Source organism: Arthrobacter sp. UYP6 (assembly GCF_040547315.1).
Classification (GTDB): domain Bacteria; phylum Actinomycetota; class Actinomycetes; order Actinomycetales; family Micrococcaceae; genus Arthrobacter_B.
Map to the genome: position 1 here is coordinate 13,294 of NZ_JBEPPM010000007.1, position 21,300 is coordinate 34,593.

Below are 21,300 nucleotides of genomic sequence, written 5' to 3' on the forward strand. Positions count from 1 at the left end.
TCCTAGGTGGTGTCGAGCCGCCATGGTGCGGGCAGCATGAAGCGGGCCGGGGTGATGGTGGTGTCCCTGATCGGGGTCTCCTGCTTGAAGCCGTCGGGGTTGGGCAGGAGGTAGTGGGTGCCGAGCGGCAGGTTGGTGAGCGTCCGGCGGACGGTTTGGGCGACGCTGGCGCAGATGTCGGGGTTGGCGCCCACTGAGGTGGTCTGGATGTCCCAGCGGAGGCCGCCGAGGTCCACGCGGGCAGACAGGTCACGCTCGGGTATCTCGTCGCCGACGCCGCCGAAGAACACGACGTAGGGCAGGATGTACTGCGCCGCGTCCACCGGGACCTTGTCGGGCACGTAGCCGTCGTAGACGGTGATGCCACGGATGGAGCGGAGCGCAGCCAGCACAGCGGCGCGGAGCGGCAGGGCGTCAGCCACGCAGGCCCTCCTCAGCGATCTGGGCCAAGGCCTGCTCGAACGGGCCAGTGTTGCGGTCGGCGGCCGGCCCCATGAAGGGCTGGGCTGGTGCGCGGGAGGTTCCCATTTCGAGGAACACGCCGTAGTTGGCGGTTGGACCTATCTCCACGGACAGGTCACCGGACTGGCCGACTGAGCGCAGGTCGGAGTGGCCGATGGAGGCCTTGAGGTTCCCGGTGTCCACCGGCGCCAGGATCTTCGCGTCCCGCACAATGTCCCGGGCCGTCTTACGCACGACGGTCTGGGCGAGCTTCCCGGTCGTGGCCTTTGCGCGGGCGATATCGGCGGAGAAGCGCCGCAGTTGTGAGTTCTCGATTCCCACGGCTGCCTCCTACGGGTTTTGCTGGGTGAGGTTGTCCACGCAGGTGAAGTCCCGCTCCCAGGGGAGGGAGCTGAACTGTTCGTTGGTGATGCGCAGGGCCCGGCCAAGGACGACGATGATGTCGCCGCGTTCGCCGGAGATAATGGCCGGGCCGCGCATGGGTGCGGTGACGAGGTACTCGCGGGTGTAGACGGGCTGCTCGGCGGCGACGCCGGAGCCTTCCCGGTTCAGGCCCTGCACGCGGACCTTGGTGTTCCAGATGACCTCTGCCGGGCCCCAGTCGTCAGGGACGGGGAACGGGGCGGGGCCTTCGCTGATGCGTTGGAAGACGGCGTCCGCGGTCATCGTCGCCTCAGCGGTGGGCCGGTGGTGCTCGGCCCAGTTGGGCGGGATCACGGGATAGCCAGGCAGGGGGCTCACAGGCGCCACTCCGCGCCCTCGGGCTTGCCGTACGGGTGGAAGGGGATTACCTCGAACACGTCGTCGGTGTCCGAGGCCTTGGCTTCCTCGGCGGCTGCACGGGCACGCAGCTCGGCTGCCTTCTTGCGCAGGTCGGTCGCGACCGCCGGGCCGTCCGTGGACAGGTCCTGCGTGCGGATCTTCTTACCCAGCAGGGTTTCCGAGGTGGCGATGGCATCGAGTGCATCGGCGGCGGCGCGCAGGACGCTCTCCGCGTTCATGGCGAGGTAGCCGGTCAGGTGCTCGTCGCTGAGCAGGAAGGCTGCCTCATCAAGGTCAGCGATCTGGAGGCGGACCTGCCCGATGGGCGTGGTGAAGTCGATGGCCATGAGTGCCTCCGGTCGCTATGAAGTTGGGGGTGGCCCCCGCGCTGGGATTGATTCGCCCTTTTGATCAGCGCGGGGACCGGGGTGGTGCTAGGCGCCGGCGGACGCCCAAACGCCGGGGGTGAAGCCCGGGTCGATGCCATAGACATCACGGCCGCGGAACCAGATGGTGTCGTCGTTGAACGAACCGTCTTCCACGGACAAGGCGCCGCCGCCAACGCGCTGGCCCTGGTCGGACTTGACGCGGATGTCCACGTTCTCCTCGCCCGAGAGCAGGGTGCGGATGATGGAGGGCAGGTCCGAGGTCTTGCCCTGAACCAGTGCCCATGCCGTGGCCTGACCTGCGCCGAGGCGCTGGCCGATGGTGCGGGATTCCAGCGGCGTCACGACGTTCCGGAACGGGTTCGTCTGGCGGGTCTTGGTGACCTTGTTGCCGTCCGTGACCTGCAGCTCGATCTCTGCGGCCAGCAGCACACGATTGACCTCGGTGCGCAGCGCGGGGCCGTGCACGAGGACCAGATCCGAGACGTCGACGAGCTCTCCGCGGTGGTTCTCGCGGACCGCCAGTTCCTTGATCGCAGCATCCAGTGCGTCAGGGCTGAACTTGACGGTCTTGACGTCCTTGAACAGGCCAGCGTTCCAGCCGTTGTCCTTGACCAGCAGGTCGGCGACGGCGTTGTTCTGGCCCTTGATGGAGCCGTTGGCCAGGAACTTCGGGAAGTTCGCCAGGGCGGAGAACTGGCGGCTGCGGCGCAGCTCCCACGTCAGGCCGTACGACTTGCCGTGCTTGGCAGCGCCGTGGTCGAGTTCGGTCTCGCTCAGGTCGCCCTGCTTGTACTCTTCGCCCTGCTTGACCGTCTCGAACGCGTCGCCGGACCACAGGTCCACCAGCTTGTGGCGGTTGAAATCGTCGACGGTGATGTCGACCAGCAGGGGTTCGAACTCCTTGACAGCGTCCTTCTGCGTCTGCACGGCCTGCTTCGAGAACGCCGCTCCGAGGAGGACGGGGAAGTCGGAAGTGGAGAACGCTTCGAGGAGCACGGCCTGGGCGAGGGGGCTCGCGCCGGACTTGCCCTTGGCGAACAGCTGCGCGGCTTCGAAGACGCGTTCCTGATGGGTGGGTGCCTTGCGGAACCCTTCGTTTACGAGGTCCATTGGTGGTTCTCCTTACGCGCCAGCGGCGGTCTGGGTGGTGTAGCCGATCGGGGCTACTTCGAGTGGGCCGGTGCCGGTGCCCTTCGTCCCCAGCGCGGTGCCGAAGAGGAAGTTGCCGGCCGCCGTGGCGGTGAGGGTGTTGTCGGCCTTGATGAAGACCGGGGCGCCGAAGGTGTTGACGGCGCCGGCGACGGGGACGTCGTAGCTGCCGTCGAGCCAGACCGTGGCCTGCCCGTCGGACTGTCGGTCGATGACGGTGACGCCGCAGATCTGGCCGACCTTCACCGGAGCGCCGGACTTGGTGCCTTCCGGGACGGGAACGCTGATGTGCAGGGCGTTGGTGTACCGCTGGTTCTTTGCCATGGTCAGTTACCTCCGAGGGCGTTGATGATGTCGTCGTCGGTCCGGGTCTTGGACTCGGTGACGCTGGTGGTGTCGCCGACGCCGGTGACGCTTCCGGCGCCGTGGGCGACCTTCCACTCTGCGGCGGACTCTTCGGCCTCAGCCTTGAGGGCTGCAGCGTCCAGCTGACCGTCGGCGGTGAGCTTGAAGGACTCGGCCAGACGGGCGGCGGTCTTGGGTGCTTCGACGCCATCGAAAGCTTCGGCGACGATCTTCGCGGCCTCAGCTTTCACGGCAGCTTCGCGCAGGGCCTTGTTGTCGGCTTCCAGCGCGGCGGCCCGGCTGGCGTCTGCACGGAGAGCCGACAGCTCGGACTCCTCGATGTTGGTAGTAGCCACGATGGGCTCCTTCCTGTTTTCGGTTACCCCAGCCGGGTTCGGAGGGGAATCTTTGGGGGCGGACTCGGCGGCCGGCACGCTGACCGGGTCGTACTCGACACGGCGGCGGACCTCCAGCGGTTCGCCCTGCAGTGTCACGTTCACGCCGGCAATGGAGTAGGCCTGCTTGAAGGTGCGGCCCTGCTTGTCGAAGTACACGGCGGCGTCGTCGTAGTCCTGCATCCACGCGTAGTCGTCCTCGGTCCGGTGCGCGTCGCGGACGGCGGCGCGCAGGTAGGACTCGACGTCGTTGGCTGTGGTCTCGGTGGCTCTGATGGAGCGGTTCTCGATGACCTTCGCCGACTCCAGCACCTCGGCTACACGGCCGCCGCGGCCGGCAACGGTCACGAAGTCCACCCGGTTGAAAGGGGAGGGGAGGATCCGTTCAATGGTCAGTCCGTCCTCGGACACCTCGGCCTGGGCGTTGATGGATGCGCCGATGAACTCGTGGAACTCCTCGACGAAGTCCTTCCATGCACTGCTGATCCGCGTCTCCGCGACGAGCTTGCCGTCCTTGATGTAGGCGTCCTCGAGCGTGACACCGACGAGGTTTCGGAGGTCACCGGCGGGCCGGTCGTGGCGCTCCGGCTCGGTGTCGTGGTTGATGTGGGACTGCGTGCCGCGGGGGAACACCTTGTCCTTGGCGGCCTGCTCCAGCACCTCGGGCGAGTAGTAGCCGCTGGAGCCCTGCCCGGGGGTGATGAGTTCCAGGAGGACCCGGCCGGGCCCGGTCTTCGTGGGGGCGACGGTCGATTCGGTGATGAGCTTGGACATGCGGCCTCCTGTTGAGCGTTAGGGCGGCAAGCGCCACAAGGTGTCTAGGGTGGAAGTGTGGGACTGGATGATCGGAACGACGGGCCGGGTGAGTGTCCCGGCCATGTGTGGGTGCTGCACAGTCTGCAGTTCGACCTCACGGGCGCCCGCATGTCCCGGCAGTGCCGGTGGTGCGGGGCGTTGGCCTACGCGCCGTCGAAGAACGACTAACCGGCCAATGACCGCAGGTCCCGCACAGGAGTGACGTGCATGGCGTCGCGCCATCCGTCCGTGCTGATCTTCGTGGACAGGTCGTCCCAGCCGATGGTGCCGCTGTTGAGCAGCTCGAGGCGTTCCCGGCCCATGATGCGTGCCTGGGTGTCCTCGGTGAGCCCGTCGAACCATTCCCGGGAGTCCTGCATGAGGTCCTCGGGTTCGTCGATGTCGAAGCCCAGTTCCCGCCAGCTCTTCGTTTTCGGGATGCGGTCGCAGCGGCCTTGGTGGTGGTCGATGGGCCCTTCTTCGCTCACAGGGTGGAGCTGTCCGTGCTGGGCGAGGCAGGAGGGACAGGTGCGAGCATCCAGTGAGGCACCCCAGAGCCAGCCGGCCATCAGGTCGGTGTTGGCTTCGTCGGCTGCCTTGGTGGCGGCCCGGTGGGCGTCGAGCATCTCGGTGCGGGCAATGGTGAGTGCCCGAGTGAGTCCGCCGTTGAAGCCCTTCTCCGCCTGCCGGACCATGCTCCGGGCCACTGCGCGGGGGTTCTCGCCGACGGCCATGCCTCGGATGAGGTTCCGCTTCATCACGTCGATGGCGTGATCGGAGAGCGGCAGGAGGCCGGTCACAATGTTCTGCGTGGTCCGGGCGACAATGGCATCCAGTGCGGTGTCCGAGACCCGCGTCCATGTTGGTGCCACGCTGATCAGGTGATCGGGCGGCAGCTGGGATATGGCCAGGTTGATCTGTGACTGGGCGGCGGCCAGCGCGGCGCGCATGACGTCAGCCTGGGCGGTCACGCCCGCCATCTGTGCCAGCTCGTCCAGCCGGTCAGCGGCCTGCGCCAAGGCTTTGCGGAGCCGGACGTTCTTGGCCGCCTGGGAGCCGGTGACGCGCCCGTTCTTCGCGGCCGCCATCAACTCCGTGAGGGCTGCATCAAACTCTGTGGACAGCTCATCCCACGCCATAGCCCAGGCACTGATGAGTTCGAGGTCAATGTCCGCGAGGATCTGGTCCAGTTCGGCGCGGCGGCTGGCTGCGAGGGCGAGGGTCGTCTCGGTGATCGCCATCCTCGTCCTCCAGATCCTCGATGAGTTCGTACTCGGCGGCCGCGTGCCGGCCCCACTTGCCTTGAATGGTGAAGCGGGGCCGGCTCACTTCCAGACCCTACGGACGGGGCCTGGCCGGTGGGGCGGAGGCGGCGGTGACCCGGGCGTCTTCCAGACCGTCGACTGGTTCCGGTGCTGCATGGCGTTCAGAACCGCCTGACCACTCAGATACGAGATCAGAAATCCTGCCAAGCCCATGGCAAAGGCCATCATCGTGCCGCCTCCTTGTTCTCGCCGCGGCGGAACGCCTGCACTGCTGCGTCCCCGGCGCTGGCTTCGGGGTCGATCCAGTTGCCGTCGTCGTCGGTCATCTCGTCCAGGATTTCGTCCACGTCCCGCACGCCGAGGGCACGGAGCATGAGGCGCAGGGTGACGAGCGGCGGCATCTTGCCGGTGCCGTCAGCGTCCACGAGTGCCTTCATGATCGTCTCGACGGGCATCTCGTTGATGTCCGGCCAGATGATGTCCAAGGTGCGGTCGGTGTTGCCGGCCAGCTGCACACTGAGCGTGTTCTGCTCCCGGGACACGGTGCCCTTGAGTGGGCCACGCGGTGCGATGACGGCCTGGTCGATGACGTAGCCGAGGATGGCCCGGAGTGCTTCGGTCCACAGTTCCTGCCGGCCCTTGAATTCCAGCATGGTGGGCTGGTTCAGCGTCTCGGCGGTGGCACGCGCCCCAGTCTGGCCGGGATCCGCGAGCAGGGTGGTGACGGGCAAGCCCAGCGCGGCGGCAACCATGGTGGCAACCGGGCGTCCAGACTCGGAGTCGATGGTCGCACCCGTCTTGGGTACGGCCTCGATCTTCTGCTCCCCGCCCATCTGGACCGTGGACCCGGCACCCATGTTCTGCAGTCCAGCCCGCTGCTGCTGGGAGATTGGGGTCTTGGACTTCGACATCTGGAACGCGATGCGGGAGAGGGCTTTGACGAGCAGGACCCAGTCCTCGAGGAACTCCTTGTAGGCACGCGCCCAGGGGAGTGCGGCGTAGGCGTCGCCGATGCCGAACTTCCAGCCGTCGAGGCCGTTATCCTGCAGGTGGTAGACGGGGGAGTCCCATTTGATTTCGTAGCGGTTCTGCCCGTCGGTGTACCACTTGGTGCGGGTGAGTGGCCGCCACCGGATGTCCGGGTAGTAGGCGGTGTGCTGCATGTTGTTCTCGACCCAGTCGCGCCGGTAGAACATGGTGACCATGCGGTCTCCGGGGACGGTGACCTTTTCCGTAATCTCGTCGAACGGAAGGGTTCGCGCCTGCACCTTGCCGGTGAGCGGGTTGGTGAACAGGGTGATGAAGACGTTGCCGTCGGTGCCGAGGGAAGTTTCCAGCCGCAGCTTGGCCTGGTGGCCGGTGAGTGCGGCCCGGTTGGTGTCGTCGTCCAGGAACTCCTGCACGACGTCGTTGACCTTCTGTGTGCCGTGGTTGCCGTCGCCGCGGGCCGTGATGCCCACGCCCTGCCCGTGCACGTAGGAGGCACGGATGGCGAGGCCGCGCTTGATGAGCGGGTTCGCTACGGCCATCATGCGGGACAGCTCGGCGGCTCGCTTGAGACCGTCGCGGGTGAACTCCTGCGCGAACTGGCCGGTGAGCTTCTCCCAGCCCATATCCTCCATGGCCAACTGCATCTGCACCATGGACTCGGCGAGCTTCTCAGCACGGTACTCAGCCGTGGCCAGCGCACCCTCATCCACGGTGCTGGTGATGGCGGATTCTTGGAGTCCGAAGAACTGGGCGATCTTACCCATGCGGGCCTCCTCTGGTCAGTACGGCGAAATGCTCCACCCGGTAGCGTTCTGGAAGTCGTAGACGTCCGGTTCAACGACGTCGTTCATCGCCGCGGTGAGCGGCATGAGCAGGAGCCGGTTCACAGCCTGGGTGAACGTGTCGATCTGGTCATCGTTGGCGCCCGCGGGGAACGACAGCGCCTCCTGCAGGAAGGTCTCAATCCAGGGGCATAGCTTCACCGTCGGCAGCTGCACGTTGCCGGACCAAACCAGCGGAGAGACAGCAGAGGCCCGGGCGTACTTACTGCCCTCAGGCTCGATGGGGATGAGCCCCATGACCTGCCCATGGAGTGCATTGATGACCGCCGGGCCGTTGGCGCGGTCTTCGATGAACTTGGCGATGGCTTGCGGCCATCTGGCCGTCATGCTCTTGATGGCTTCGATGGTCTCGTTGAAGTTCATGCGCCGGCGGACCTGATCCAGCAGATAGGCCGTGTTGCCGACCCGGAGCCATACCTGCCCCACGACGTAGTCGCTGGAATCTTCGCCTTTGAATGCAAGGTCCCAGGACTGCACGAGTTCGTGGTCGTCCCTGCCGATGCCAGGGACGGTTCGGGAGCCGTCGTCATTCTCCACCCAGAGTGGCACCTCGTAGTGCGTCCACTCGGTGGGGAATACCCCGCCTTCGTCGAGGGTGGGATTGCCTTGGTAGAGGGACTGCCAGACTTTGGGACCGACTGCGACCTTGATCTGTTCCCACTGCTTGGCCGTGCGCTTACGCGCTGAATCCAGCCATTGGCCGGGCTTGCGGCCCAGCGGGTCGTTCTCGACCGCTTCGGCGGGGATGTTCAGGACCGTCCATCGCCCTGCGTCTTCGGCAGCCAGGAGGCGTCCTGCCAAGTCGTCCGCGTGCCATCTGGTTAGTACCAGAATGACTGGGGCGCCCGGCGCGAGGCGGGTGTTGGCGACAGACTGCCAGAATCCCCATGCTTGGTCGCGGTAGGTCTTCGAGTTCGCCTGTTCGAGGTTGCTGATGGGGTCATCGATAAAGAGCGCATCCACGGGGCGGCCAGTCAGGCCGGCACGTATGCCTCGGGCGACTACGCCGCCGCGGTGCCCGTCGAGTTTCCACCGACGAGCCGCCCCGTTGTCGCGGGCGATCCGGAGGCCGAGGTCTAGGGATTCGTCGTCGCCGTCGTTGCTCGTGATGTGGTTGCGGATGTTGCGTCCGAACTCGTCGGCAAGCTCAGAAGCGTAGGAGATGATGGCGATACGGCGGTCCGGGTTCCGGGTGAGGAACCAGAGCGGGCCAATGGTCGTCACCCGGGTCGACTTTCCTTCCTGGGGAGGAAGGTTGATGATGAGCCGGTCGATTTCCCCTGATTCCACTTTCACCAAGGCGGCGTCGATGAGGTCGAGTGCGGGGGTTTGCAGAGTGGTGGGCTCGATGGCCTTGGCGAGGTCGCCGGGGGTTGCCCAGTCGTGCTGCGGCGCTTCGAACATCCGTGCCGCAGCTTCGGCCCACGACAAACTCACAGCGACTCCTACATGGTGGGCGTCCTGTCGGCATCGTTCCGGGTGAACAGCTCGTTGCGCTTGGCAATGGCTACCCGCTCGGCTTCTGCCAGGTCTTCGTAGAGCCCGAAGTAGTGGGACTTCTTGTTGTGGCGGACCTGAACTACCCACCGCTGCCGGTCTTTGTTCCAGTAGACGCCGCGAACACCGGAGCTGCTGCCGTTGTGTGCGGCGCGCTGATGTTCCATGTTCTGCTTCTGGGTGGCGAGGCGCAGGTGTGCGACGTCGCAGCAGGAGGGATTGTGGCAGATGTGGTCTAAGTACAGGCCTTCGGGGATGGGGCCGTTTTCGAGTTCCCATGCGAAGCGGTGGGCCAGCATGCCTCGGCCCTTGTTGTTCAGCTTGCCGTAGCCGAGCCGGTCGCGGTGGCCCGTGTATTCCAGGCATTCGCCCTTGCGCTCGGTGCGGTAGCGGAACCCCTCGACGGGATCACTGAAGCGGCGGCGTGTAGTCTTTTCCATATCGACTCCTTGAAAGTCGGTCACGCTCCCGGATGTTGACGCATCGCGGGAGCTTTCTTTTGGGTTTGGTTGACGGTTACTCACTCATCCCGCGGGAGTGTGGGTGGGTCGGGGGTTTTCACCGTCAAGAATTGGGTGAGGCCCCGCGGTCATGGGGGTAACCGGCGGGGCCTCGTGTGTGCGTGTCTGGTGGTCTCAGGGCCAGTACTCGCACTATGCCTAAAGGCTACGTTGCAGTTTTCAGCCTGTCAAGTATTGCAAGGCGTGAAGGCAAGCGTTACGCGGCAAGCTGGGTGCGCCTGTAGCTGGCCGCCTTGGTTGCTGCCCATAGGTCCCGCACGTCGGACACGAGGTAGATCATGCGCCGGGTGGCGACATCGCAGGCGACGGGATCCAGTTTCTTCCGGTTCACCCATGACCGGATGGTGGCCTGGGGGAGCGCTTCCCTCGTGACGGGGTCGGACAGCATGCGGCTGATCTGGGCTGCGGTGCCGTGCTGGTATTCGGCGGCGGTGAGTGCGCGTTCCCGCCAGTCGCTTACGTCCCATTCCTGCCCGCAGGTGCGGCACCGGGCTATTGGTCGTCCGGCGAGGGCGTAGAGCGGCTGCTCGCACACCGTGCCGTCGGTCTCGGTGGGGCACATGCCGGCGAATACCTTCTCTCCGGCGCGGTCGGTTGCGTGGTTGCAGGCGTTGAGTGCGTCCCTGAGTTCCTGCAGGAGGTCGGCTGCCCAGTCCTGACGGCGGAGGGTTCGGAGGTTGGCGACGAGCCAACCTGCCAGTGCCGCCGCGGTGCCGTGCGGTGTGGGGCCGGGCATGAGTGCCACCCAGCCGCGCAGGACGGTGAGCAACTGCTGGCCCTTGTCGAGCGCATTCAGGTTCGCGGGCTCACTGCCGGACGCTTCCCCGCCCATGCCGCCAACACTGCCCGCGCCGACGTCGAGCTTGCATGCACTGACCTGAATGTTCTGCCAGGCGCCGGGAACCTCACGCAGTGCTGCCTCGAGACGGGTGGTGTGCTCATGGCAGAGCATGATCCCGCCGGATAGTTCCACCTTGCAGCTGGCCGCCGTGCACCCGCTCATGCGGACGCCGCCAGCGGGAGGAGCGGGGCCCACAGCTTTTGCATGTAGAGCGCGTGCTTTGTGAGCCATGCACGGACGGCGGTCTCGTCGGCGGGCGTGACCTTGATGATGGTGCGCGCCATGATTCCCTTGCGCGGCATCATCCAGAACAGTTCGAGAACGTGGCTCTCTTCGCCGCCTGCGTAATCCTCGGGGTATTTGAGATGCCACGCGTGCCAGTCCCAGCGGTAGAGCAAGTTGAGGCCCTCCATGGAATCATGCATGCCCTGCCCCTGCTCGAAGTCGGACCAGGATTCGTGCGCCTCGTTGTAGGAGCCTTGCTGTGCTTGGGTTGCCCAGAAGGATCCTTCCGGCCCGTAGTAGTCGTGCTCGACTTCCCACAAATGCTGCTCAGTCATGCTTCCCCTAAGTCTGTCGCCCGTCACTTCCTATTCTACCAAGCGATACAAGGTATTCCGGGCATTATTCGGCCGACAAAGCCCGCAATTGTTGGGGGACCACGGTCTGCACCAGCTGCCACTGGTCCGCGGACAGGTTGAGGGCTTCGAGGATGCCGCGGATGACACGGGCCACGAGCTCACCCTGGGACTCTGCGAGTCGCACCTTACGCTCCTCGATCCCGGCTTTGAGTGCCGCGGTGGTGACCTTGACGAGGTGCTCCCGCTCCCGCAGGTACAGCTGGTACCAGACGGACGGCTCGGCCTTCTCCGTGGTCTTGTCGATGGGGCCCTCCGGGCCGACGCCTTCCTCGTGGGAGACCTTGCCCCACGCCAGGTCGTCGCCGTCCAGCTCAGCGACCTTCTCCCGCAGCCACTGAACATGAGCGTAGGTGACAGATATTTCCTCGAGCAGCGCTTTGCCCGGGTCCACGTCCTGGTATTTATCGGTGATTCCAAGCGTTCTGACGGCTTTCTCCATGTTCCTGGTCGCTTCCTGTTCGGCCAGCCGGCGCTCCGCTGCCTTCTTCGCCTGGGGGCTCCCGCCGCCGTGCTTCTTACACCTCACGCCACCTTTGGCTGGGGGTGCGCCGCAGGGGTTGAGGTCCTTCTTCTTCGCCCCGCAGATCGTCCGCCCGTTGACGACTTGGCCGGGGGCGTATTTGGGGCCAGTCATGGCCGCCACTCGGGTTGGTAATCGCAACCCTCCCGCCGGGCGCAGTAGGGGTACTTCGTCTTCCAGGTGTAATGGACCTGATGGAAGCCCAGCCAGCAGAGGAGGTGCTTCATGCAGCCCACTCCTCGCGGTAGTCCGGATGCTCGGAGTACACGCTGGCGATAGCCCTGAACATCACGTAGGCCTCGCGGGTGCCGCTATAGGTGCCGATGAGCCAGCGCTTGAAGGTGCACTCTGCCTGGACGCGTGCGGGGTCATGGCGTGCGATGTGTGAGGTCTGGTAGACACTAGCGCCCTGATCGTCATCCCAAACATCAATCATGGGGTAATCCCTGCCGACAACTTCCACGCCGGGCATGTAGCTGTCCCCTGCCTCACGAGTAGCCGCTCGCCAACTCCTGCCCGGCTTCCCGGCGTGCATCGCTACAGCCTCATCCTCGGCGATGCGGGCCAGCAGGAACTCTGTGATGGTCATGCGTGAAACCCCTGCACTCGGCGCATTTCCTCAACGAACATCTGTGCCGCTTCCGTCAGGTCGGCTGGATCGTATTCGGCGTCGAGTTTCCCCTCGGCGTTGGTGAAGAGTTTCAGCTTGGCCTTGTCGGGTGTTGAGATAACAACCACAGCCGGTTCCGCATAGAGGGTCAAGTCATGCATAAGCGTCTCTGTCTTCGGTCGTTCACTATTGCTGCTCATGGTGCTCATCGTAGTCACGGCACTCTCTCCGGTTCCTGGTGGTCTGGGCAGTCGGCCCCGTAGCGGGTGTGGTGGTACTCGGGTTCGGCGGCGCATAAAACCTTCTCCTCGATCCAGTCGCAGGTGCAGCCCGGCGTGCGCGTGGGCGCCGGGACGGGCGGGAGGAGGCGGGCGTAAGCGGCCTGCCAGTCCCATTCCTGGCCGCGCTCGATCCGCCGGACGATCTCCTTGGCGTCGGTCACGCGTCCTCCTCCTGCGCTAGGCTCGGCCCATGAATAACTTGGGGACAACGGGACCCAACCGCCGTGGCTGGGGCTTCATCGCTGCCGGTCTGCTGATGATGCTTGCTGGCGCCGGGGGTGCGGTTCTGGCTATCGGCTCCGGCGACTCGGTGAGCGCCTTTGCTGGCGGCATGGTTCTGGTCGGTTTCGTGCTGCTCGTGGCCGGCCTCCGCCGTCGGGCGCTCGGGATCCTCGAATCCCGGTAGCCGTTCGGGCGGTGTCCACCCGCCGGCCACCAGCGCAGCCATGGCGTCCTTGGCGACGTCGCACCCGTCCACCAGGTGCGATGACACCATGACCGTGACCAACTGGCCCATTAGGCTGCTCTCTCGTGCTTCAGATTCGCCGGGGCGGTGCAGGTTATGCACTCCTCAACGACGTCGCTGCCGTACTCGTCGCCGTAGTCGATGCTGACGACGTCGGCCCAGCTCCGGAATCGTCCGCAGACGTTGCATTTCGCCGCGCTCACGCTTCCGCCTTCCGGTTGTGGATGGCTTGGACGAGTGCGCGGCCTTCCGGGTCTGCCATAGCGGCAGCAAGCGGGTCCGGGGTCTCGGCAGTGCAGACGCCGCCGCAGTTTCGGCACTTCACATCGTCAGGCTTCGACCACACGCCGTCCTCCGTGGGGCGCCCGTCATCCAGGAGGAAGGGGCCGCTCCACTCGTGTTCCCGCCCAAACTGGCAGGTGTCTCGATGGGTGGGGCAGCAGGTGCGAGGGGCAGCAGTCCGGCTCAATCGGTGGCTCCGTTCGTGGAAGGCCAGTCTTCGTAGGGGTTGAGCGTGTCAGGGCTGGCGGCGCGCCCTTCGGCCCAGGCTTCCGCCAAGCCGTCCTGCGCCTCGCGGTACAGGTCCGTCGGGTCGACTGCCAGTGTGGCCTCGGCGCGCTCCCGCAGCCACGCCTCGGGGTCTTCCAGCGCGGCGTCGTAGGAGGCTGTGACTTCACCGCGGTTGCTCGGCCCGTCGTAGGCGATGATCCCGGCCGCTTCGCCGTTGACCAGCCAGTCGGCAGCGTCGGTGAGGGCTTCCGCCTTGGCTTCCTGCACGTTCCCGTACCCGGCCTTCGCCAGCTTCTCGGCGAGGTGCGCGGGGTGGTCGGTGATCGGTTCCCCGCAGGAGCAATGGAACTCGTAGCCGGGAGTGATCCGGACATCCATCCGGTGCAGGGCGATAACGCTAATCATGTCCGTGTTCATGGGGTTACCTCAGCTTCGGGCTCAGATAAGACACTTGCGGGGAGCCGTGGGTCGTGGGCGCCAAGTGATGGGCCAGCCTTCTGCCAGCCGGCGAGATTCCATCGCTCGAATACACCCCCGATGGCGTCCCTGATCACTGTCTCGAAAGGCAGCGCGTCCAGTTCCTCGACCGTCGTGATGATGCGGGGCTTGCGGTAGTCCTTGGCGATGAGTCCGTCCGCGATGCCGTGGGCGTAGGTTGTGCCGGCGGTGATGCTGAGAGCGGCCTCCCAGTCCACCAGCGCCTCGGCTTCGGACTGCCGGGCGTTGTCGGCCAGGAAGATGTCGAGGGCCAGCTCGTCGCGCTGGGTTGTGTCTATGCTTGTCATGTCGAACTTCCTTCTTGTTGCGTTCGGCCCGGCCCCGGACGTGACAGCGTCGCGGGGCCTCTTACGTATCCCTCAAGTCTACCCTGTGTTGCTTGCCAAAGCATCAAGTAGTGCAGGGTATTTCAGTGATGGTGAGGATCATTTCCTTGGGTTCCCCGGGCCGGTAGATGATGGCCGGCATGGGCTTGACCATGAACTCCGGGGTGTCGTCCGGAACGATCTTGTGATCCCATGCTTTCGTGCCGGCCAGCGCATCGCAGAGCGGCTTGAGCGTCCAGGTGAGGTTGTCGACGTCGCGCTTGATCCTGTCCGGAACGAACCAGGTCAACTCCACCCGGCACGCGGCCAGCGGCGGGATACCGGCCTGCCGGGCGAGCAGCCCCATGGTCTGCCGGGTCCGCTTCACCTTTGCGGCGTGCGCGTACACGTTCCCGTGCCCGCCGTTCGGCTTCACCGGAGGTGTCGCCCACGGGAGGATGATGCTCCAGGAGCGGGTCACGCCGCGGCCTTGGTGGTAGCCGGCAGCGGGTGAAAGGTGCCGTCCTTCCGGCGCCACTGCTGGCGGAAATGAACCATGGCGCGCAGCTCGGCGACGTCGCGAGCCTCTGCGTCCGAGGCCCAGCAATCGTAGCCACCCTCGGAGATGTTGCCGTCACCGTCCTCCGGGCACCAAATCTTCCAGACGGCCAGACAGTGGGAGCACTGCTTGAAGCGCTGGGCGACGTCGTAGTAGACGACGAACTGAGAGGTGTAGTGCTCGCCCGGGTCAATCCGGCGGCTGCAGGTGGCGCACTGGTGGGGTTTGCGCGCCTTGATGGTTTCGACCTTGCCGAAGAAGTCACTCATGCGGTCCTGCTTTCGTGTGAGTTTGGTGAGTTCGGTGTGTTCCCGCGGAACGCTGTGCGCCTCTGTGCGGGCTTGGTTTGGGCTGGGGTGGGGAATCACCCCAGCCGAGCAGTCAGGAAGTCTCAGGCGGTCATCTGGCAAGTGTCACGAGGTGTGCCGGGCATGGGTCTGTGGGTGGGGTTCACGCTACCCCCTCGGTGGTGGTGCTTGGGGTGTGGTCTAGACCGGTTGCGTTCGCCCCTACGGGGAGGGTCTGGATGTGCTCAGGGCGGACGTACACGGGCTTGCGGCGCAGGTCATAGGCCACGAGGTACGCCGTGAAGCGTTCCTTGGCTTTGAATGCGATCGGTTCGTCGTATCCGTTGTAGTGGTTCTCGCCGTTGGCCAGGATTCGCTTGCCGATGATGATGCCTTCACCGCCATCGGTTTTTCCTCCTTCGGGGAAGGAGTACCTGTCGGATGTCCAGACCTTGATGGTCTCGGCGTGAAATCCTTCACCGACACGGGTTTTGCGGATCAGGTGTTCGGTGTAGGCCACGCGCTGACCCAGTTGGTAGTCGCTCATGCTGCTGTCTCGCTTTCGTTGAAGTGTTTGCCGATGTGGCTTTGTGGTCGTTGGCCGACTTTGTGGTCTGCCCAGCAGCACCGGCAGTTGTGGGCTTCCTGTTCCGGGTGGTCTTCGCAGGCTGGTTGCTGGGGGAGTGCGGTTGGTTCGGTGGCGGTGCTGGTCCAGTGTTTGCCGTCTGCGGTGTACAGGTTCGGTGTGCGCTTCGCTGGCCTGCCGTCGGGGCCGGTCTCGGTGGCGTAGGCGGCAAGGGCGCGGAGTGCGTGGCCGAAGTCCTGAGCGAAGACGAGTCCTCCAGCCTGGTTGGCTTCGAGGAGCATCCGTCCGGGCTTGTTGGGGATCCAGTCCGGGCGCATGGCCAGCATTACCGAGACCAGCCGTTGCCCCTCCTGATCAGTGAGCTTCATGCCAACCTCGAATGGAATTCAAGGCGGCGTGCGTCGCGGGCTCCCCGCGTTAAGTAAGTGACGATCGCCGCTTTTCTCTCCCCAGATTCTCTAAAAGCCAACAACCCCCAAAAGGTGAGTATTAAGTACTTGGTCTTGGTCTTGGTCTTGGGCATTGTTCCTGACGCGTTCCTGACGCGTTCTGTCCCACGGGACAACATGCGGGACATTAGCGTTCCTCCTCCGTTCCGTTCCTGTTCTGCCGCCATGCCGCTTTCCGTTCCCTGGCCTTGGCCTTGTCGATCTCGACCTGCTTCTTCGTGCGCTGGTATTCGTCCCAGGACAGGAACCGGTAGCCCTCCTCGTCATCCACCCAGAAACCGGCCTTGATGAGCTTCTGCGCCAGCTGCTTACCCTTCGGCCACGAGTCCACGTACCAGGCCGGCACGACGCCGTCGGTGAGGTAATCCGTGCAGTAAGTACCGCAGACCAGCCACAGGCCCATAGCCTCCAGGCCGGCCTTGCGCGGCTTAGGGTGGGAGTGCATTCTGTCGTCAGCGTTGAACCACGCCATCGGCTAGGCTCCTATGGTTTGTTTGTTATTTCTCACTGGGGGCACCATGTTCGAGTATTGGGTAGGTCTTGTTGTTTCTCTTGTGGTGTTGTGGGGGAGTTTTTTCCAGCTCTTGTCACAAGCTGACGAATTCGCTGATGTCCTGCCGGAACAGTTGAGCGATCGTGCTAGGCAGCGGCGCAAGCTGGCGAACATTGGAGTGATAGGAACCTGCATCGGCAGTTTCCTTGCATTTTTTGCTTCCGCATTTGCCCTCCTGGAGGGTGCGGAAGCCGTAGAGGAAGTCTTCCCAATTGCCATGACGGCATTCGCACTCGTGTTTTTAGCGGCCACAGCAGTTCTCATATGGCAGATCTGGAAGTGGGGTCTGCGGACTGAGTCAGGGACTGAGGCCAACAAGACGGCAGGGTCGGCGGCATGATTTCTGCTTGGAGTACGCCCGTCGGCTGGACCGGAACGCGTGACGAAATCGCCGCAATGTATGGCGGCAGTAAATACGGCGGGATGGAAACCCCGACGGCCACCCCGAATGTCCTTCTGTTCAGCGATCCAAAGGTCGGCCGCGAGAACGGTTACGAGTTTGACGGTTGGTCGGCGGCCGGCGACATCTTCTCCTACACGGGCATGGATCAGGTGGGCCCGCAGAAGATGCACAAGGGCAACCGCGCCCTCCGCGACCATAAGCTGAACGGTAAAGCTGTCCGTCTCTTTGGCGTGAGCGGTAAGGCTCCATCCGGCAGCGGCCTGACTCGCATCTACCTCGGCGAATTCGAGATTGACGACGAAATTCCGTTCTCCATCGAAGACGCTCCGGGCGCCGACGACGTCATGCGGACGGTTTTCGTGTTCCACCTCCATCCCGTCGGTGAAGTCCTCCGCCGCGACGAGGATGTGTCCTCTGTAAGTGCACCTCTCACCGATTCTGGATCGGCTACGGAAGTTCCGCTGGAAAATCACATGGTTGAGGAGTTCCAACGGCCCGCGGTGGAAGCAGGCACCGGTGTGAAGCGCGAGCAGGATCTCGTGAACGCTTTCCAAGAGTTGCTGCTTGGACGCGGCCGCGTACTCAACCGTTTCAAGGTGTACCCGAAGGGCAGCACCATGCCGTTGTTTACGGACATCCACGACCAGACGGAGGGCATCCTTTACGAAGCCAAGGCTGATGCCACAAGGAACAGTATTCGCATTGGGCTCGGACAGCTGCTCGATTACCGCCGTTACGTTGGCGACAGGCCGTGCCGGCTCCTGCTCCCTGCGAAGCCGAACGATGATCTGCTCGAACTCCTGGGCGACCATGACATCGACGTCGTATGGCGGGCTGACAACGGGCGAGCCTTCCATCTGTACGTGAAGGGCCAGACCGCAGCTTTCTAGAGTCGCAGCGTTCCTCATCATGTTCCTTTCTTGGCGTGCCCGCGGCAGTCTGTGCAGTACTCGGAGCTGGCCCGGCCTTTGTAGTCGATGCCGCAGCGCCGGCAGATGTGCTCTTCGCTGCGGAGTTCCCGGATGGGCTGGATGCGGGTGGCCATGATGCTCATGCGACTGCCCTTTCGGTTTCGTAGGCTTCGGCTGCTGCTTCCGCGAGCCGGAGAGGGCCAAGCGTGGCGTTGTCGGGGTGGAGCCTCATTGCCTGGTCGTAGGAGCGCCGCGCTTCGGCTTGGAACTGTTCGGGCGTCATGGGCCGGTATGGGACGGCGTTCCGGAGTCGGGCCCTGAGAGCGATGTGCCGGACGTGCGATGCCTCGGCCTTGGACTCGGCGATCTGCTTCTGTAAGCCGATCAGGTGGTTCCGTGCCTCGATGATCTGGACCTCAAAGGAGCGGAGCACGCGGAAGGGTTGCACCTTCGACGCGCCGCGGACGTAGCTCATTCGGAGCACCCCCTGCATTCCCCGGTTTCGGTGAGCGCGTAGCTGCAGCTGGTGCACTGGTTCTCGACAGCGGGCCGCTGGCGCTTGGGCGGCATGGCGACGGGCGGACGAAGGGCGAGCGTGGGAACTGACATGGTTTATCTCCTGAGACTTGGCAGGTTGCCGCCCACCACGAGGGATGAACGGCAACCTGACGGGGGTTGGTTGTTTAGAAAGGGGGATCGTTCGGGTTCTGCTGGCCGCCGGCGGGTGCTCCCCATGCGCTGGAGGAGCCGCCTCCGCCGAACCCTCCGCTACTGGCACCTGCCGGTGAGGATCCGCGCTGGGTGCGCGTGACCTTCGCAGACGCGTAGCGCAGGCTCGGGCCGATCTCATCGACTTCCAGCTCCGCGACGGTGCGCTTCTCGCCTTCCTTGGTGTCGTAGGATCTGGACATGAGGCGCCCCTGGGCGACAACACGCGTGCCCTTGGTTAGGGACTCGGCCACATTCTCGGCCGCTTCCCGCCAGACCGAAGCCCGCAGGAACAGGGTCTCCCCGTCCTTCCACTCGTTCGTGTTCCGGTCGAAGGTGCGCGGGGTGGATGCGATGGTGAAGTTAGCGACTGCGGCGCCGGACGGCGTGAAGCGCAGCTCCGGATCGTTGGTCATGTTTCCCACTACGGTGATGGTTGTCTCGCCGGCCATGGTTACTGGTCCTTTGCTGCGGTTGCGGCGGCCGCGATGGCGTCCAGGGTGTCGGGTGCTTCTTGTGCGGCGGATGCCGCCGTCCAGAGAGCGCGCAGCGCGGTCACATCGCCGGCGGCTAGATCAATCTCGGCGAACCAGTCACGCTCGGGCGCGAGTTCTCCGGTCTCCTCATCCACAGGTTCGGCTTCGGGCTCCGGTTCCTCCTCGGGCGCCGGCGGATCCGCGACGACGTCGGGAACCTCGGGTGCCGGGGCGGCGGCGCGCCGCTTGATCGTGCGGGCCGGCTTCACGATGGCTGGCGCGGCGGCCGGGGTCGCGGGGGTCTCGCCGAGGTCCTCCAGCTCGACGTCCTCCACCGAGTAAGCGGCGACACCGGTGAGTACATCCGGGGCGATGGTCCGGCATGCCTCGGCCTGGGCCTTGGCCGTGAGCATGGCGATGGGGTCGGTGTTGTACTTCTTGTTGCTGAGGTATCCGGCCTGCCGTGCGCGGTCAATCGTCCAGGTGAACTCCTGCCACTCGGCCTGTCCCTTGCGGCGGCCAAGGATAGTGACCGCTTCCGGTGTGGCGGACGTGCGCCGAATGTCATGGCCGGCGGAAAGTACGAGCGCCACCATGGTCCGGGCGTACATGGCCGGGCGGCCCTGCACCACGAAAATGTTGGACAGGGAGTTCATCGGGTCCAGTCCGAGGGACTTGCCGGCCAGAATAGCGGCGGCAGCTGCGTCCGGCTTTCCACGGAAGGACGCCGGGACGAACTCGGTGCCGCAGAGTGCGGTTCCGAGACGGTGGGCGGCGTCGAGTTCCTGCGCCCATTCCAGCAGGGACACGGTGGTCGCAGTCAGGTTCAGAGCCGGGGCGCCGGCGGCGGACGGGACGGCGAGGCCGCCTGCCTGGGGGAGTGTTGCTACTTCGGTCATGACTGGGTTTCCTTTTCATTTGCTGCTGCTGCGACGGCTTGGGTGTCTGCCTCGATCTGGCGCTGCGTAGCCTCGGCGATCTTCATCTTGGGCTGGCACTCGAATCCGGAGCGTTCATTGATGCGAGAGGCGAACTTACGGAGGACGTCCGCCTGGGCCTCATCGAGGTTCAGGACGATTTCCGTCTTGTCGTCGCACCCACTCAGGGTGATGTAGTAGTCGGCGCTCATGCCTCTATTGCTTTCTGGAATCGGGTGCTGATGTCGGCCTGCATGGTGGTCAGGGCTTCGATGAGCAGCTGGACTGCTGCCTGGTTGAGGAATACCTCGTGATAGGTGGTCATCCCTTCACGCCGCATCCACGTATTCACGGCGATCTGGTCATCCTCGTAGTAGAGGGCGAGCCCCCTTTCGTGTTCGTGATCGACGAATTCGAACGGGGCGGTCATGCTGCTGCGCTCATTTCGGTGTGCGGGATGGTGAGGGGTTCGCTGATGATGGCGTCCCGCTCCTTGGTGGTCTTGTGCGTGAAGGCCGCGGCGAGAAATAGTGCGTAATGCCGGTCGATGGCGGCCCGGTCGGCGCCCAGCTCGTAGAGGTGCGTGCCTTCGGATGTCACGTGAGCGACGTAGGTGGCGTGCACTTCGGGCATGGGCTGCTCGTTGCCGTGCTCATCCACGTAGAACTCGGCCTTGGAGTAAGCGCCGGTCTGCAGCGCGGTCTCCCCGTAGACGCCCCTCGACGTCTTCAGGTCGATCTGGATCAGCTTTCCGCCGGCGAGGAACGGGGAGGTGCAGAGCAGGTCGAACGTTCCGGCCCACCAGTCCTTCCGGTTTCCGACCGGGCGTTCCGCGAGGACGGGCGTGATCTGCCAGTCGTCCAGGAACTTGACGTAGCCCTCCACGAATCCGAGCAGTTCCTCGGGGACGTCCGGAGCTTCACCGGTGGAGTGCAGCGTCTCGGCCAGATTGTGGACCGCGGTGCCACGGACCCCGGCCTCGTCGCGGGCCTTCGTGGGCAGTTCCTTGAGCTCGCGCACGGCGGCGACAGGATCTCCGGCCAGCAGGGTGTCCAGCTGCTCACGGTTCTCCGGAGCAGTGACCCACTCGGCGACGACGCGGGGTGCCCAGCGCACGAGTGCCGGCTTCGGGATGCCGCCGCCGATCAGGGTGGTGACACCGGTGACGGGCAGGAACTTATTGTCCGCGCCGATAGGGCCCGGCTTCTGGGAGAGCTTGTACCGGTGGCCGTTGTGCGTGAAGACCAGTCCGGCGGGAACCGGCGCGGGGCGCGGGGTGGGGCGGGAGATTTGAGTTGTCATGATCAGTTCCACCAATCTGTTTTGGGCTCCGGTGTGTAGAAGAACCCGCCAGTGTTGTTGTGTAC

Annotated in this window: 36 protein-coding genes and 1 pseudogene; 4 read left to right on the forward strand and 33 right to left on the reverse strand. The window is 64.7% G+C overall.

The annotated features are described in order from the left end of the window. Positions 1 to 2: 2 nt before the first annotated feature. The 7 genes from ABIB35_RS07420 to ABIB35_RS07450 form a co-directional block, all read right to left on the reverse strand. Positions 3 to 422, reverse strand: a complete 420-nt coding sequence (locus ABIB35_RS07420; protein WP_354180185.1) for a hypothetical protein — start codon at positions 420 to 422, stop codon at positions 3 to 5. Beyond that, on the reverse strand, positions 415 to 783 hold the full coding sequence (locus tag ABIB35_RS07425) for an HK97-gp10 family putative phage morphogenesis protein (RefSeq protein ID WP_354180186.1): 369 nt from the start codon (positions 781 to 783) through the stop codon (positions 415 to 417). Before ABIB35_RS07425 ends, ABIB35_RS07420 begins: the two co-directional genes overlap by 8 nt. 9 nt (positions 784 to 792) lie before the next feature. Then, positions 793 to 1,203, reverse strand: coding sequence for a DUF6093 family protein (locus ABIB35_RS07430; protein ID WP_354180188.1), 411 nt, complete (start codon positions 1,201 to 1,203; stop codon positions 793 to 795). Continuing rightward, a complete protein-coding gene (locus tag ABIB35_RS07435; RefSeq protein ID WP_354180190.1) occupies positions 1,200 to 1,571 on the reverse strand; it encodes a hypothetical protein in 372 nt (123 codons plus the stop codon). Before ABIB35_RS07435 ends, ABIB35_RS07430 begins: the two co-directional genes overlap by 4 nt. An 87-nt stretch (positions 1,572 to 1,658) precedes the next feature. Beyond that, positions 1,659 to 2,723, reverse strand: coding sequence for a phage major capsid protein (locus ABIB35_RS07440; protein ID WP_354180192.1), 1,065 nt, complete (start codon positions 2,721 to 2,723; stop codon positions 1,659 to 1,661). A gap of 12 nt (positions 2,724 to 2,735) precedes the next feature. After that, entirely contained in the window at positions 2,736 to 3,086 is a 351-nt protein-coding gene (locus tag ABIB35_RS07445) for a DUF2190 family protein (RefSeq protein ID WP_354180193.1), read from the reverse strand. Between the two features lie 2 nt (positions 3,087 to 3,088). Beyond that, positions 3,089 to 4,276 (reverse strand): hypothetical protein, encoded by a 1,188-nt coding sequence (locus ABIB35_RS07450; protein WP_354180195.1) that lies wholly within the window; start codon positions 4,274 to 4,276, stop codon positions 3,089 to 3,091. A 57-nt stretch (positions 4,277 to 4,333) separates the two neighbouring features. Here ABIB35_RS07450 and ABIB35_RS07455 point away from each other — a divergent pair, with 57 nt between their 5' ends. Continuing rightward, entirely contained in the window at positions 4,334 to 4,486 is a 153-nt protein-coding gene (locus tag ABIB35_RS07455; protein ID WP_354180196.1) for a hypothetical protein, read from the forward strand. Here ABIB35_RS07455 and ABIB35_RS07460 read toward each other — a convergent pair. From ABIB35_RS07460 to ABIB35_RS07505, 10 genes are all read right to left on the reverse strand, one after another. Next, complete coding sequence (locus ABIB35_RS07460; protein WP_354180198.1) at positions 4,483 to 5,538, reverse strand: phage minor head protein; 1,056 nt, start codon at positions 5,536 to 5,538, stop codon at positions 4,483 to 4,485. The genes ABIB35_RS07455 and ABIB35_RS07460 overlap by 4 nt on opposite strands. Before the next feature lie 248 nt (positions 5,539 to 5,786). Continuing rightward, on the reverse strand, positions 5,787 to 7,316 hold the full coding sequence (locus ABIB35_RS07465; protein ID WP_354180200.1) for a hypothetical protein: 1,530 nt from the start codon (positions 7,314 to 7,316) through the stop codon (positions 5,787 to 5,789). 15 nt (positions 7,317 to 7,331) lie between these two features. Beyond that, positions 7,332 to 8,831 (reverse strand): phage terminase large subunit, encoded by a 1,500-nt coding sequence (gene terL, locus ABIB35_RS07470; protein WP_354180202.1) that lies wholly within the window; start codon positions 8,829 to 8,831, stop codon positions 7,332 to 7,334. A gap of 8 nt (positions 8,832 to 8,839) precedes the next feature. Then, the gene (locus tag ABIB35_RS07475; protein WP_354180204.1) at positions 8,840 to 9,331 is read right to left on the reverse strand and encodes an HNH endonuclease; all 492 of its coding nucleotides are present in this window, start codon (positions 9,329 to 9,331) and stop codon (positions 8,840 to 8,842) included. 277 nt (positions 9,332 to 9,608) lie between these two features. After that, a complete protein-coding gene (locus ABIB35_RS07480) occupies positions 9,609 to 10,415 on the reverse strand; it encodes a hypothetical protein (protein ID WP_354180205.1) in 807 nt (268 codons plus the stop codon). Beyond that, the gene (locus tag ABIB35_RS07485) at positions 10,412 to 10,813 is read right to left on the reverse strand and encodes a hypothetical protein (RefSeq protein WP_354180207.1); all 402 of its coding nucleotides are present in this window, start codon (positions 10,811 to 10,813) and stop codon (positions 10,412 to 10,414) included. Before ABIB35_RS07485 ends, ABIB35_RS07480 begins: the two co-directional genes overlap by 4 nt. Before the next feature lie 64 nt (positions 10,814 to 10,877). Continuing rightward, positions 10,878 to 11,420, reverse strand: a complete 543-nt coding sequence (locus tag ABIB35_RS07490; RefSeq protein WP_354180209.1) for a hypothetical protein — start codon at positions 11,418 to 11,420, stop codon at positions 10,878 to 10,880. 217 nt (positions 11,421 to 11,637) lie between these two features. Next, positions 11,638 to 12,003, reverse strand: coding sequence for a DUF6221 family protein (locus ABIB35_RS07495; protein WP_354180210.1), 366 nt, complete (start codon positions 12,001 to 12,003; stop codon positions 11,638 to 11,640). Further along, positions 12,000 to 12,224 carry a hypothetical protein gene (locus ABIB35_RS07500; protein ID WP_354180212.1) on the reverse strand — a complete coding sequence of 75 codons (225 nt, stop codon included), beginning with the start codon at positions 12,222 to 12,224 and terminating at the stop codon, positions 12,000 to 12,002. Before ABIB35_RS07500 ends, ABIB35_RS07495 begins: the two co-directional genes overlap by 4 nt. Positions 12,225 to 12,238: 14 nt before the next feature. Further along, positions 12,239 to 12,466: a hypothetical protein gene (locus ABIB35_RS07505; RefSeq protein ID WP_354180213.1), complete on the reverse strand. Its 228-nt coding sequence runs from the start codon at positions 12,464 to 12,466 to the stop codon at positions 12,239 to 12,241. Positions 12,467 to 12,495: 29 nt separating this feature from the next. On the opposite strand from ABIB35_RS07505, the gene ABIB35_RS07510 reads away from it, so the two are divergent. Then, a complete protein-coding gene (locus ABIB35_RS07510) occupies positions 12,496 to 12,711 on the forward strand; it encodes a hypothetical protein (RefSeq protein ID WP_354180214.1) in 216 nt (71 codons plus the stop codon). 110 nt (positions 12,712 to 12,821) lie between these two features. On the opposite strand, the gene ABIB35_RS07515 is transcribed toward ABIB35_RS07510, so the two are convergent. From ABIB35_RS07515 to ABIB35_RS07550, 8 genes are all read right to left on the reverse strand, one after another. Next, a complete protein-coding gene (locus ABIB35_RS07515; RefSeq protein ID WP_354180216.1) occupies positions 12,822 to 12,974 on the reverse strand; it encodes a hypothetical protein in 153 nt (50 codons plus the stop codon). A gap of 262 nt (positions 12,975 to 13,236) precedes the next feature. Continuing rightward, the gene (locus tag ABIB35_RS07520; protein ID WP_354180218.1) at positions 13,237 to 13,698 is read right to left on the reverse strand and encodes a hypothetical protein; all 462 of its coding nucleotides are present in this window, start codon (positions 13,696 to 13,698) and stop codon (positions 13,237 to 13,239) included. Next, positions 13,695 to 14,066, reverse strand: a complete 372-nt coding sequence (locus tag ABIB35_RS07525) for a hypothetical protein (RefSeq protein WP_354180220.1) — start codon at positions 14,064 to 14,066, stop codon at positions 13,695 to 13,697. Before ABIB35_RS07525 ends, ABIB35_RS07520 begins: the two co-directional genes overlap by 4 nt. A 103-nt stretch (positions 14,067 to 14,169) precedes the next feature. Continuing rightward, positions 14,170 to 14,565, reverse strand: a complete 396-nt coding sequence (locus ABIB35_RS07530; RefSeq protein WP_354180221.1) for a RusA family crossover junction endodeoxyribonuclease — start codon at positions 14,563 to 14,565, stop codon at positions 14,170 to 14,172. Beyond that, the gene (locus ABIB35_RS07535; RefSeq protein WP_354180222.1) at positions 14,562 to 14,912 is read right to left on the reverse strand and encodes a hypothetical protein; all 351 of its coding nucleotides are present in this window, start codon (positions 14,910 to 14,912) and stop codon (positions 14,562 to 14,564) included. Before ABIB35_RS07535 ends, ABIB35_RS07530 begins: the two co-directional genes overlap by 4 nt. Positions 14,913 to 15,093: 181 nt before the next feature. Then, positions 15,094 to 15,477 carry a hypothetical protein gene (locus ABIB35_RS07540; protein ID WP_354180223.1) on the reverse strand — a complete coding sequence of 128 codons (384 nt, stop codon included), beginning with the start codon at positions 15,475 to 15,477 and terminating at the stop codon, positions 15,094 to 15,096. Continuing rightward, positions 15,474 to 15,884, reverse strand: a complete 411-nt coding sequence (locus tag ABIB35_RS07545; protein WP_354180225.1) for a hypothetical protein — start codon at positions 15,882 to 15,884, stop codon at positions 15,474 to 15,476. Before ABIB35_RS07545 ends, ABIB35_RS07540 begins: the two co-directional genes overlap by 4 nt. A gap of 208 nt (positions 15,885 to 16,092) precedes the next feature. Next, on the reverse strand, positions 16,093 to 16,410 hold the full coding sequence (locus ABIB35_RS07550; protein ID WP_354180227.1) for a hypothetical protein: 318 nt from the start codon (positions 16,408 to 16,410) through the stop codon (positions 16,093 to 16,095). Positions 16,411 to 16,483: 73 nt separating this feature from the next. On the opposite strand from ABIB35_RS07550, the gene ABIB35_RS07555 reads away from it, so the two are divergent. Together ABIB35_RS07555 and ABIB35_RS07560 are read left to right on the forward strand one after the other, a co-directional pair. Beyond that, complete coding sequence (locus tag ABIB35_RS07555; protein WP_354180229.1) at positions 16,484 to 16,858, forward strand: hypothetical protein; 375 nt, start codon at positions 16,484 to 16,486, stop codon at positions 16,856 to 16,858. Continuing rightward, positions 16,855 to 17,811 (forward strand): SRA domain-containing endonuclease, encoded by a 957-nt coding sequence (locus tag ABIB35_RS07560; RefSeq protein ID WP_354180231.1) that lies wholly within the window; start codon positions 16,855 to 16,857, stop codon positions 17,809 to 17,811. Before ABIB35_RS07555 ends, ABIB35_RS07560 begins: the two co-directional genes overlap by 4 nt. Before the next feature lie 17 nt (positions 17,812 to 17,828). Here the strand turns inward: ABIB35_RS07560 and ABIB35_RS07565 are convergent, their stop codons facing one another. The 8 genes and pseudogenes from ABIB35_RS07565 to ABIB35_RS07600 form a co-directional block, all read right to left on the reverse strand. After that, complete coding sequence (locus tag ABIB35_RS07565) at positions 17,829 to 17,975, reverse strand: hypothetical protein (protein ID WP_354180233.1); 147 nt, start codon at positions 17,973 to 17,975, stop codon at positions 17,829 to 17,831. Next, a complete protein-coding gene (locus ABIB35_RS07570; protein WP_354180235.1) occupies positions 17,972 to 18,307 on the reverse strand; it encodes a hypothetical protein in 336 nt (111 codons plus the stop codon). The genes ABIB35_RS07565 and ABIB35_RS07570 overlap by 4 nt, the downstream gene beginning before the upstream one ends. Beyond that, the gene (locus tag ABIB35_RS07575) at positions 18,304 to 18,441 is read right to left on the reverse strand and encodes a hypothetical protein (protein WP_354180237.1); all 138 of its coding nucleotides are present in this window, start codon (positions 18,439 to 18,441) and stop codon (positions 18,304 to 18,306) included. The genes ABIB35_RS07570 and ABIB35_RS07575 overlap by 4 nt, the downstream gene beginning before the upstream one ends. A 77-nt stretch (positions 18,442 to 18,518) precedes the next feature. Further along, positions 18,519 to 18,992, reverse strand: a pseudogene (locus ABIB35_RS07580) (single-stranded DNA-binding protein); the annotation flags it as partial. 2 nt (positions 18,993 to 18,994) lie between these two features. Beyond that, on the reverse strand, positions 18,995 to 19,915 hold the full coding sequence (locus ABIB35_RS07585; protein WP_354180240.1) for a hypothetical protein: 921 nt from the start codon (positions 19,913 to 19,915) through the stop codon (positions 18,995 to 18,997). Beyond that, complete coding sequence (locus ABIB35_RS07590) at positions 19,912 to 20,145, reverse strand: hypothetical protein (RefSeq protein WP_354180242.1); 234 nt, start codon at positions 20,143 to 20,145, stop codon at positions 19,912 to 19,914. Before ABIB35_RS07590 ends, ABIB35_RS07585 begins: the two co-directional genes overlap by 4 nt. Further along, complete coding sequence (locus ABIB35_RS07595) at positions 20,142 to 20,363, reverse strand: hypothetical protein (protein ID WP_354180244.1); 222 nt, start codon at positions 20,361 to 20,363, stop codon at positions 20,142 to 20,144. Before ABIB35_RS07595 ends, ABIB35_RS07590 begins: the two co-directional genes overlap by 4 nt. Then, on the reverse strand, positions 20,360 to 21,235 hold the full coding sequence (locus tag ABIB35_RS07600) for a hypothetical protein (RefSeq protein WP_354180246.1): 876 nt from the start codon (positions 21,233 to 21,235) through the stop codon (positions 20,360 to 20,362). The genes ABIB35_RS07595 and ABIB35_RS07600 overlap by 4 nt, the downstream gene beginning before the upstream one ends. Between the last annotated feature and the right edge of the window lie 65 nt (positions 21,236 to 21,300).

Coding starts and splice junctions, on each gene's coding strand:
- ABIB35_RS07435 (WP_354180190.1), bottom strand. CDS start 1,571: ATGGCCATCGACTTCACCACGCCCATCGGGCAGGTCCGCCTCCAGATC.
- ABIB35_RS07440 (WP_354180192.1), bottom strand. CDS start 2,723: ATGGACCTCGTAAACGAAGGGTTCCGCAAGGCACCCACCCATCAGGAA.
- ABIB35_RS07445 (WP_354180193.1), bottom strand. CDS start 3,086: ATGGCAAAGAACCAGCGGTACACCAACGCCCTGCACATCAGCGTTCCC.
- ABIB35_RS07450 (WP_354180195.1), bottom strand. CDS start 4,276: ATGTCCAAGCTCATCACCGAATCGACCGTCGCCCCCACGAAGACCGGG.
- ABIB35_RS07460 (WP_354180198.1), bottom strand. CDS start 5,538: ATGGCGATCACCGAGACGACCCTCGCCCTCGCAGCCAGCCGCCGCGCC.
- ABIB35_RS07465 (WP_354180200.1), bottom strand. CDS start 7,316: ATGGGTAAGATCGCCCAGTTCTTCGGACTCCAAGAATCCGCCATCACC.
- ABIB35_RS07475 (WP_354180204.1), bottom strand. CDS start 9,331: ATGGAAAAGACTACACGCCGCCGCTTCAGTGATCCCGTCGAGGGGTTC.
- ABIB35_RS07480 (WP_354180205.1), bottom strand. CDS start 10,415: ATGAGCGGGTGCACGGCGGCCAGCTGCAAGGTGGAACTATCCGGCGGG.
- ABIB35_RS07485 (WP_354180207.1), bottom strand. CDS start 10,813: ATGACTGAGCAGCATTTGTGGGAAGTCGAGCACGACTACTACGGGCCG.
- ABIB35_RS07495 (WP_354180210.1), bottom strand. CDS start 12,003: ATGACCATCACAGAGTTCCTGCTGGCCCGCATCGCCGAGGATGAGGCT.
- ABIB35_RS07500 (WP_354180212.1), bottom strand. CDS start 12,224: ATGAGCAGCAATAGTGAACGACCGAAGACAGAGACGCTTATGCATGAC.
- ABIB35_RS07510 (WP_354180214.1), top strand. CDS start 12,496: ATGAATAACTTGGGGACAACGGGACCCAACCGCCGTGGCTGGGGCTTC.
- ABIB35_RS07520 (WP_354180218.1), bottom strand. CDS start 13,698: ATGAACACGGACATGATTAGCGTTATCGCCCTGCACCGGATGGATGTC.
- ABIB35_RS07525 (WP_354180220.1), bottom strand. CDS start 14,066: ATGACAAGCATAGACACAACCCAGCGCGACGAGCTGGCCCTCGACATC.
- ABIB35_RS07535 (WP_354180222.1), bottom strand. CDS start 14,912: ATGAGTGACTTCTTCGGCAAGGTCGAAACCATCAAGGCGCGCAAACCC.
- ABIB35_RS07540 (WP_354180223.1), bottom strand. CDS start 15,477: ATGAGCGACTACCAACTGGGTCAGCGCGTGGCCTACACCGAACACCTG.
- ABIB35_RS07545 (WP_354180225.1), bottom strand. CDS start 15,884: ATGAAGCTCACTGATCAGGAGGGGCAACGGCTGGTCTCGGTAATGCTG.
- ABIB35_RS07550 (WP_354180227.1), bottom strand. CDS start 16,410: ATGCACTCCCACCCTAAGCCGCGCAAGGCCGGCCTGGAGGCTATGGGC.
- ABIB35_RS07555 (WP_354180229.1), top strand. CDS start 16,484: ATGTTCGAGTATTGGGTAGGTCTTGTTGTTTCTCTTGTGGTGTTGTGG.
- ABIB35_RS07560 (WP_354180231.1), top strand. CDS start 16,855: ATGATTTCTGCTTGGAGTACGCCCGTCGGCTGGACCGGAACGCGTGAC.
- ABIB35_RS07565 (WP_354180233.1), bottom strand. CDS start 17,975: ATGAGCATCATGGCCACCCGCATCCAGCCCATCCGGGAACTCCGCAGC.
- ABIB35_RS07570 (WP_354180235.1), bottom strand. CDS start 18,307: ATGAGCTACGTCCGCGGCGCGTCGAAGGTGCAACCCTTCCGCGTGCTC.
- ABIB35_RS07575 (WP_354180237.1), bottom strand. CDS start 18,441: ATGTCAGTTCCCACGCTCGCCCTTCGTCCGCCCGTCGCCATGCCGCCC.
- ABIB35_RS07585 (WP_354180240.1), bottom strand. CDS start 19,915: ATGACCGAAGTAGCAACACTCCCCCAGGCAGGCGGCCTCGCCGTCCCG.
- ABIB35_RS07590 (WP_354180242.1), bottom strand. CDS start 20,145: ATGAGCGCCGACTACTACATCACCCTGAGTGGGTGCGACGACAAGACG.
- ABIB35_RS07595 (WP_354180244.1), bottom strand. CDS start 20,363: ATGACCGCCCCGTTCGAATTCGTCGATCACGAACACGAAAGGGGGCTC.
- ABIB35_RS07600 (WP_354180246.1), bottom strand. CDS start 21,235: ATGACAACTCAAATCTCCCGCCCCACCCCGCGCCCCGCGCCGGTTCCC.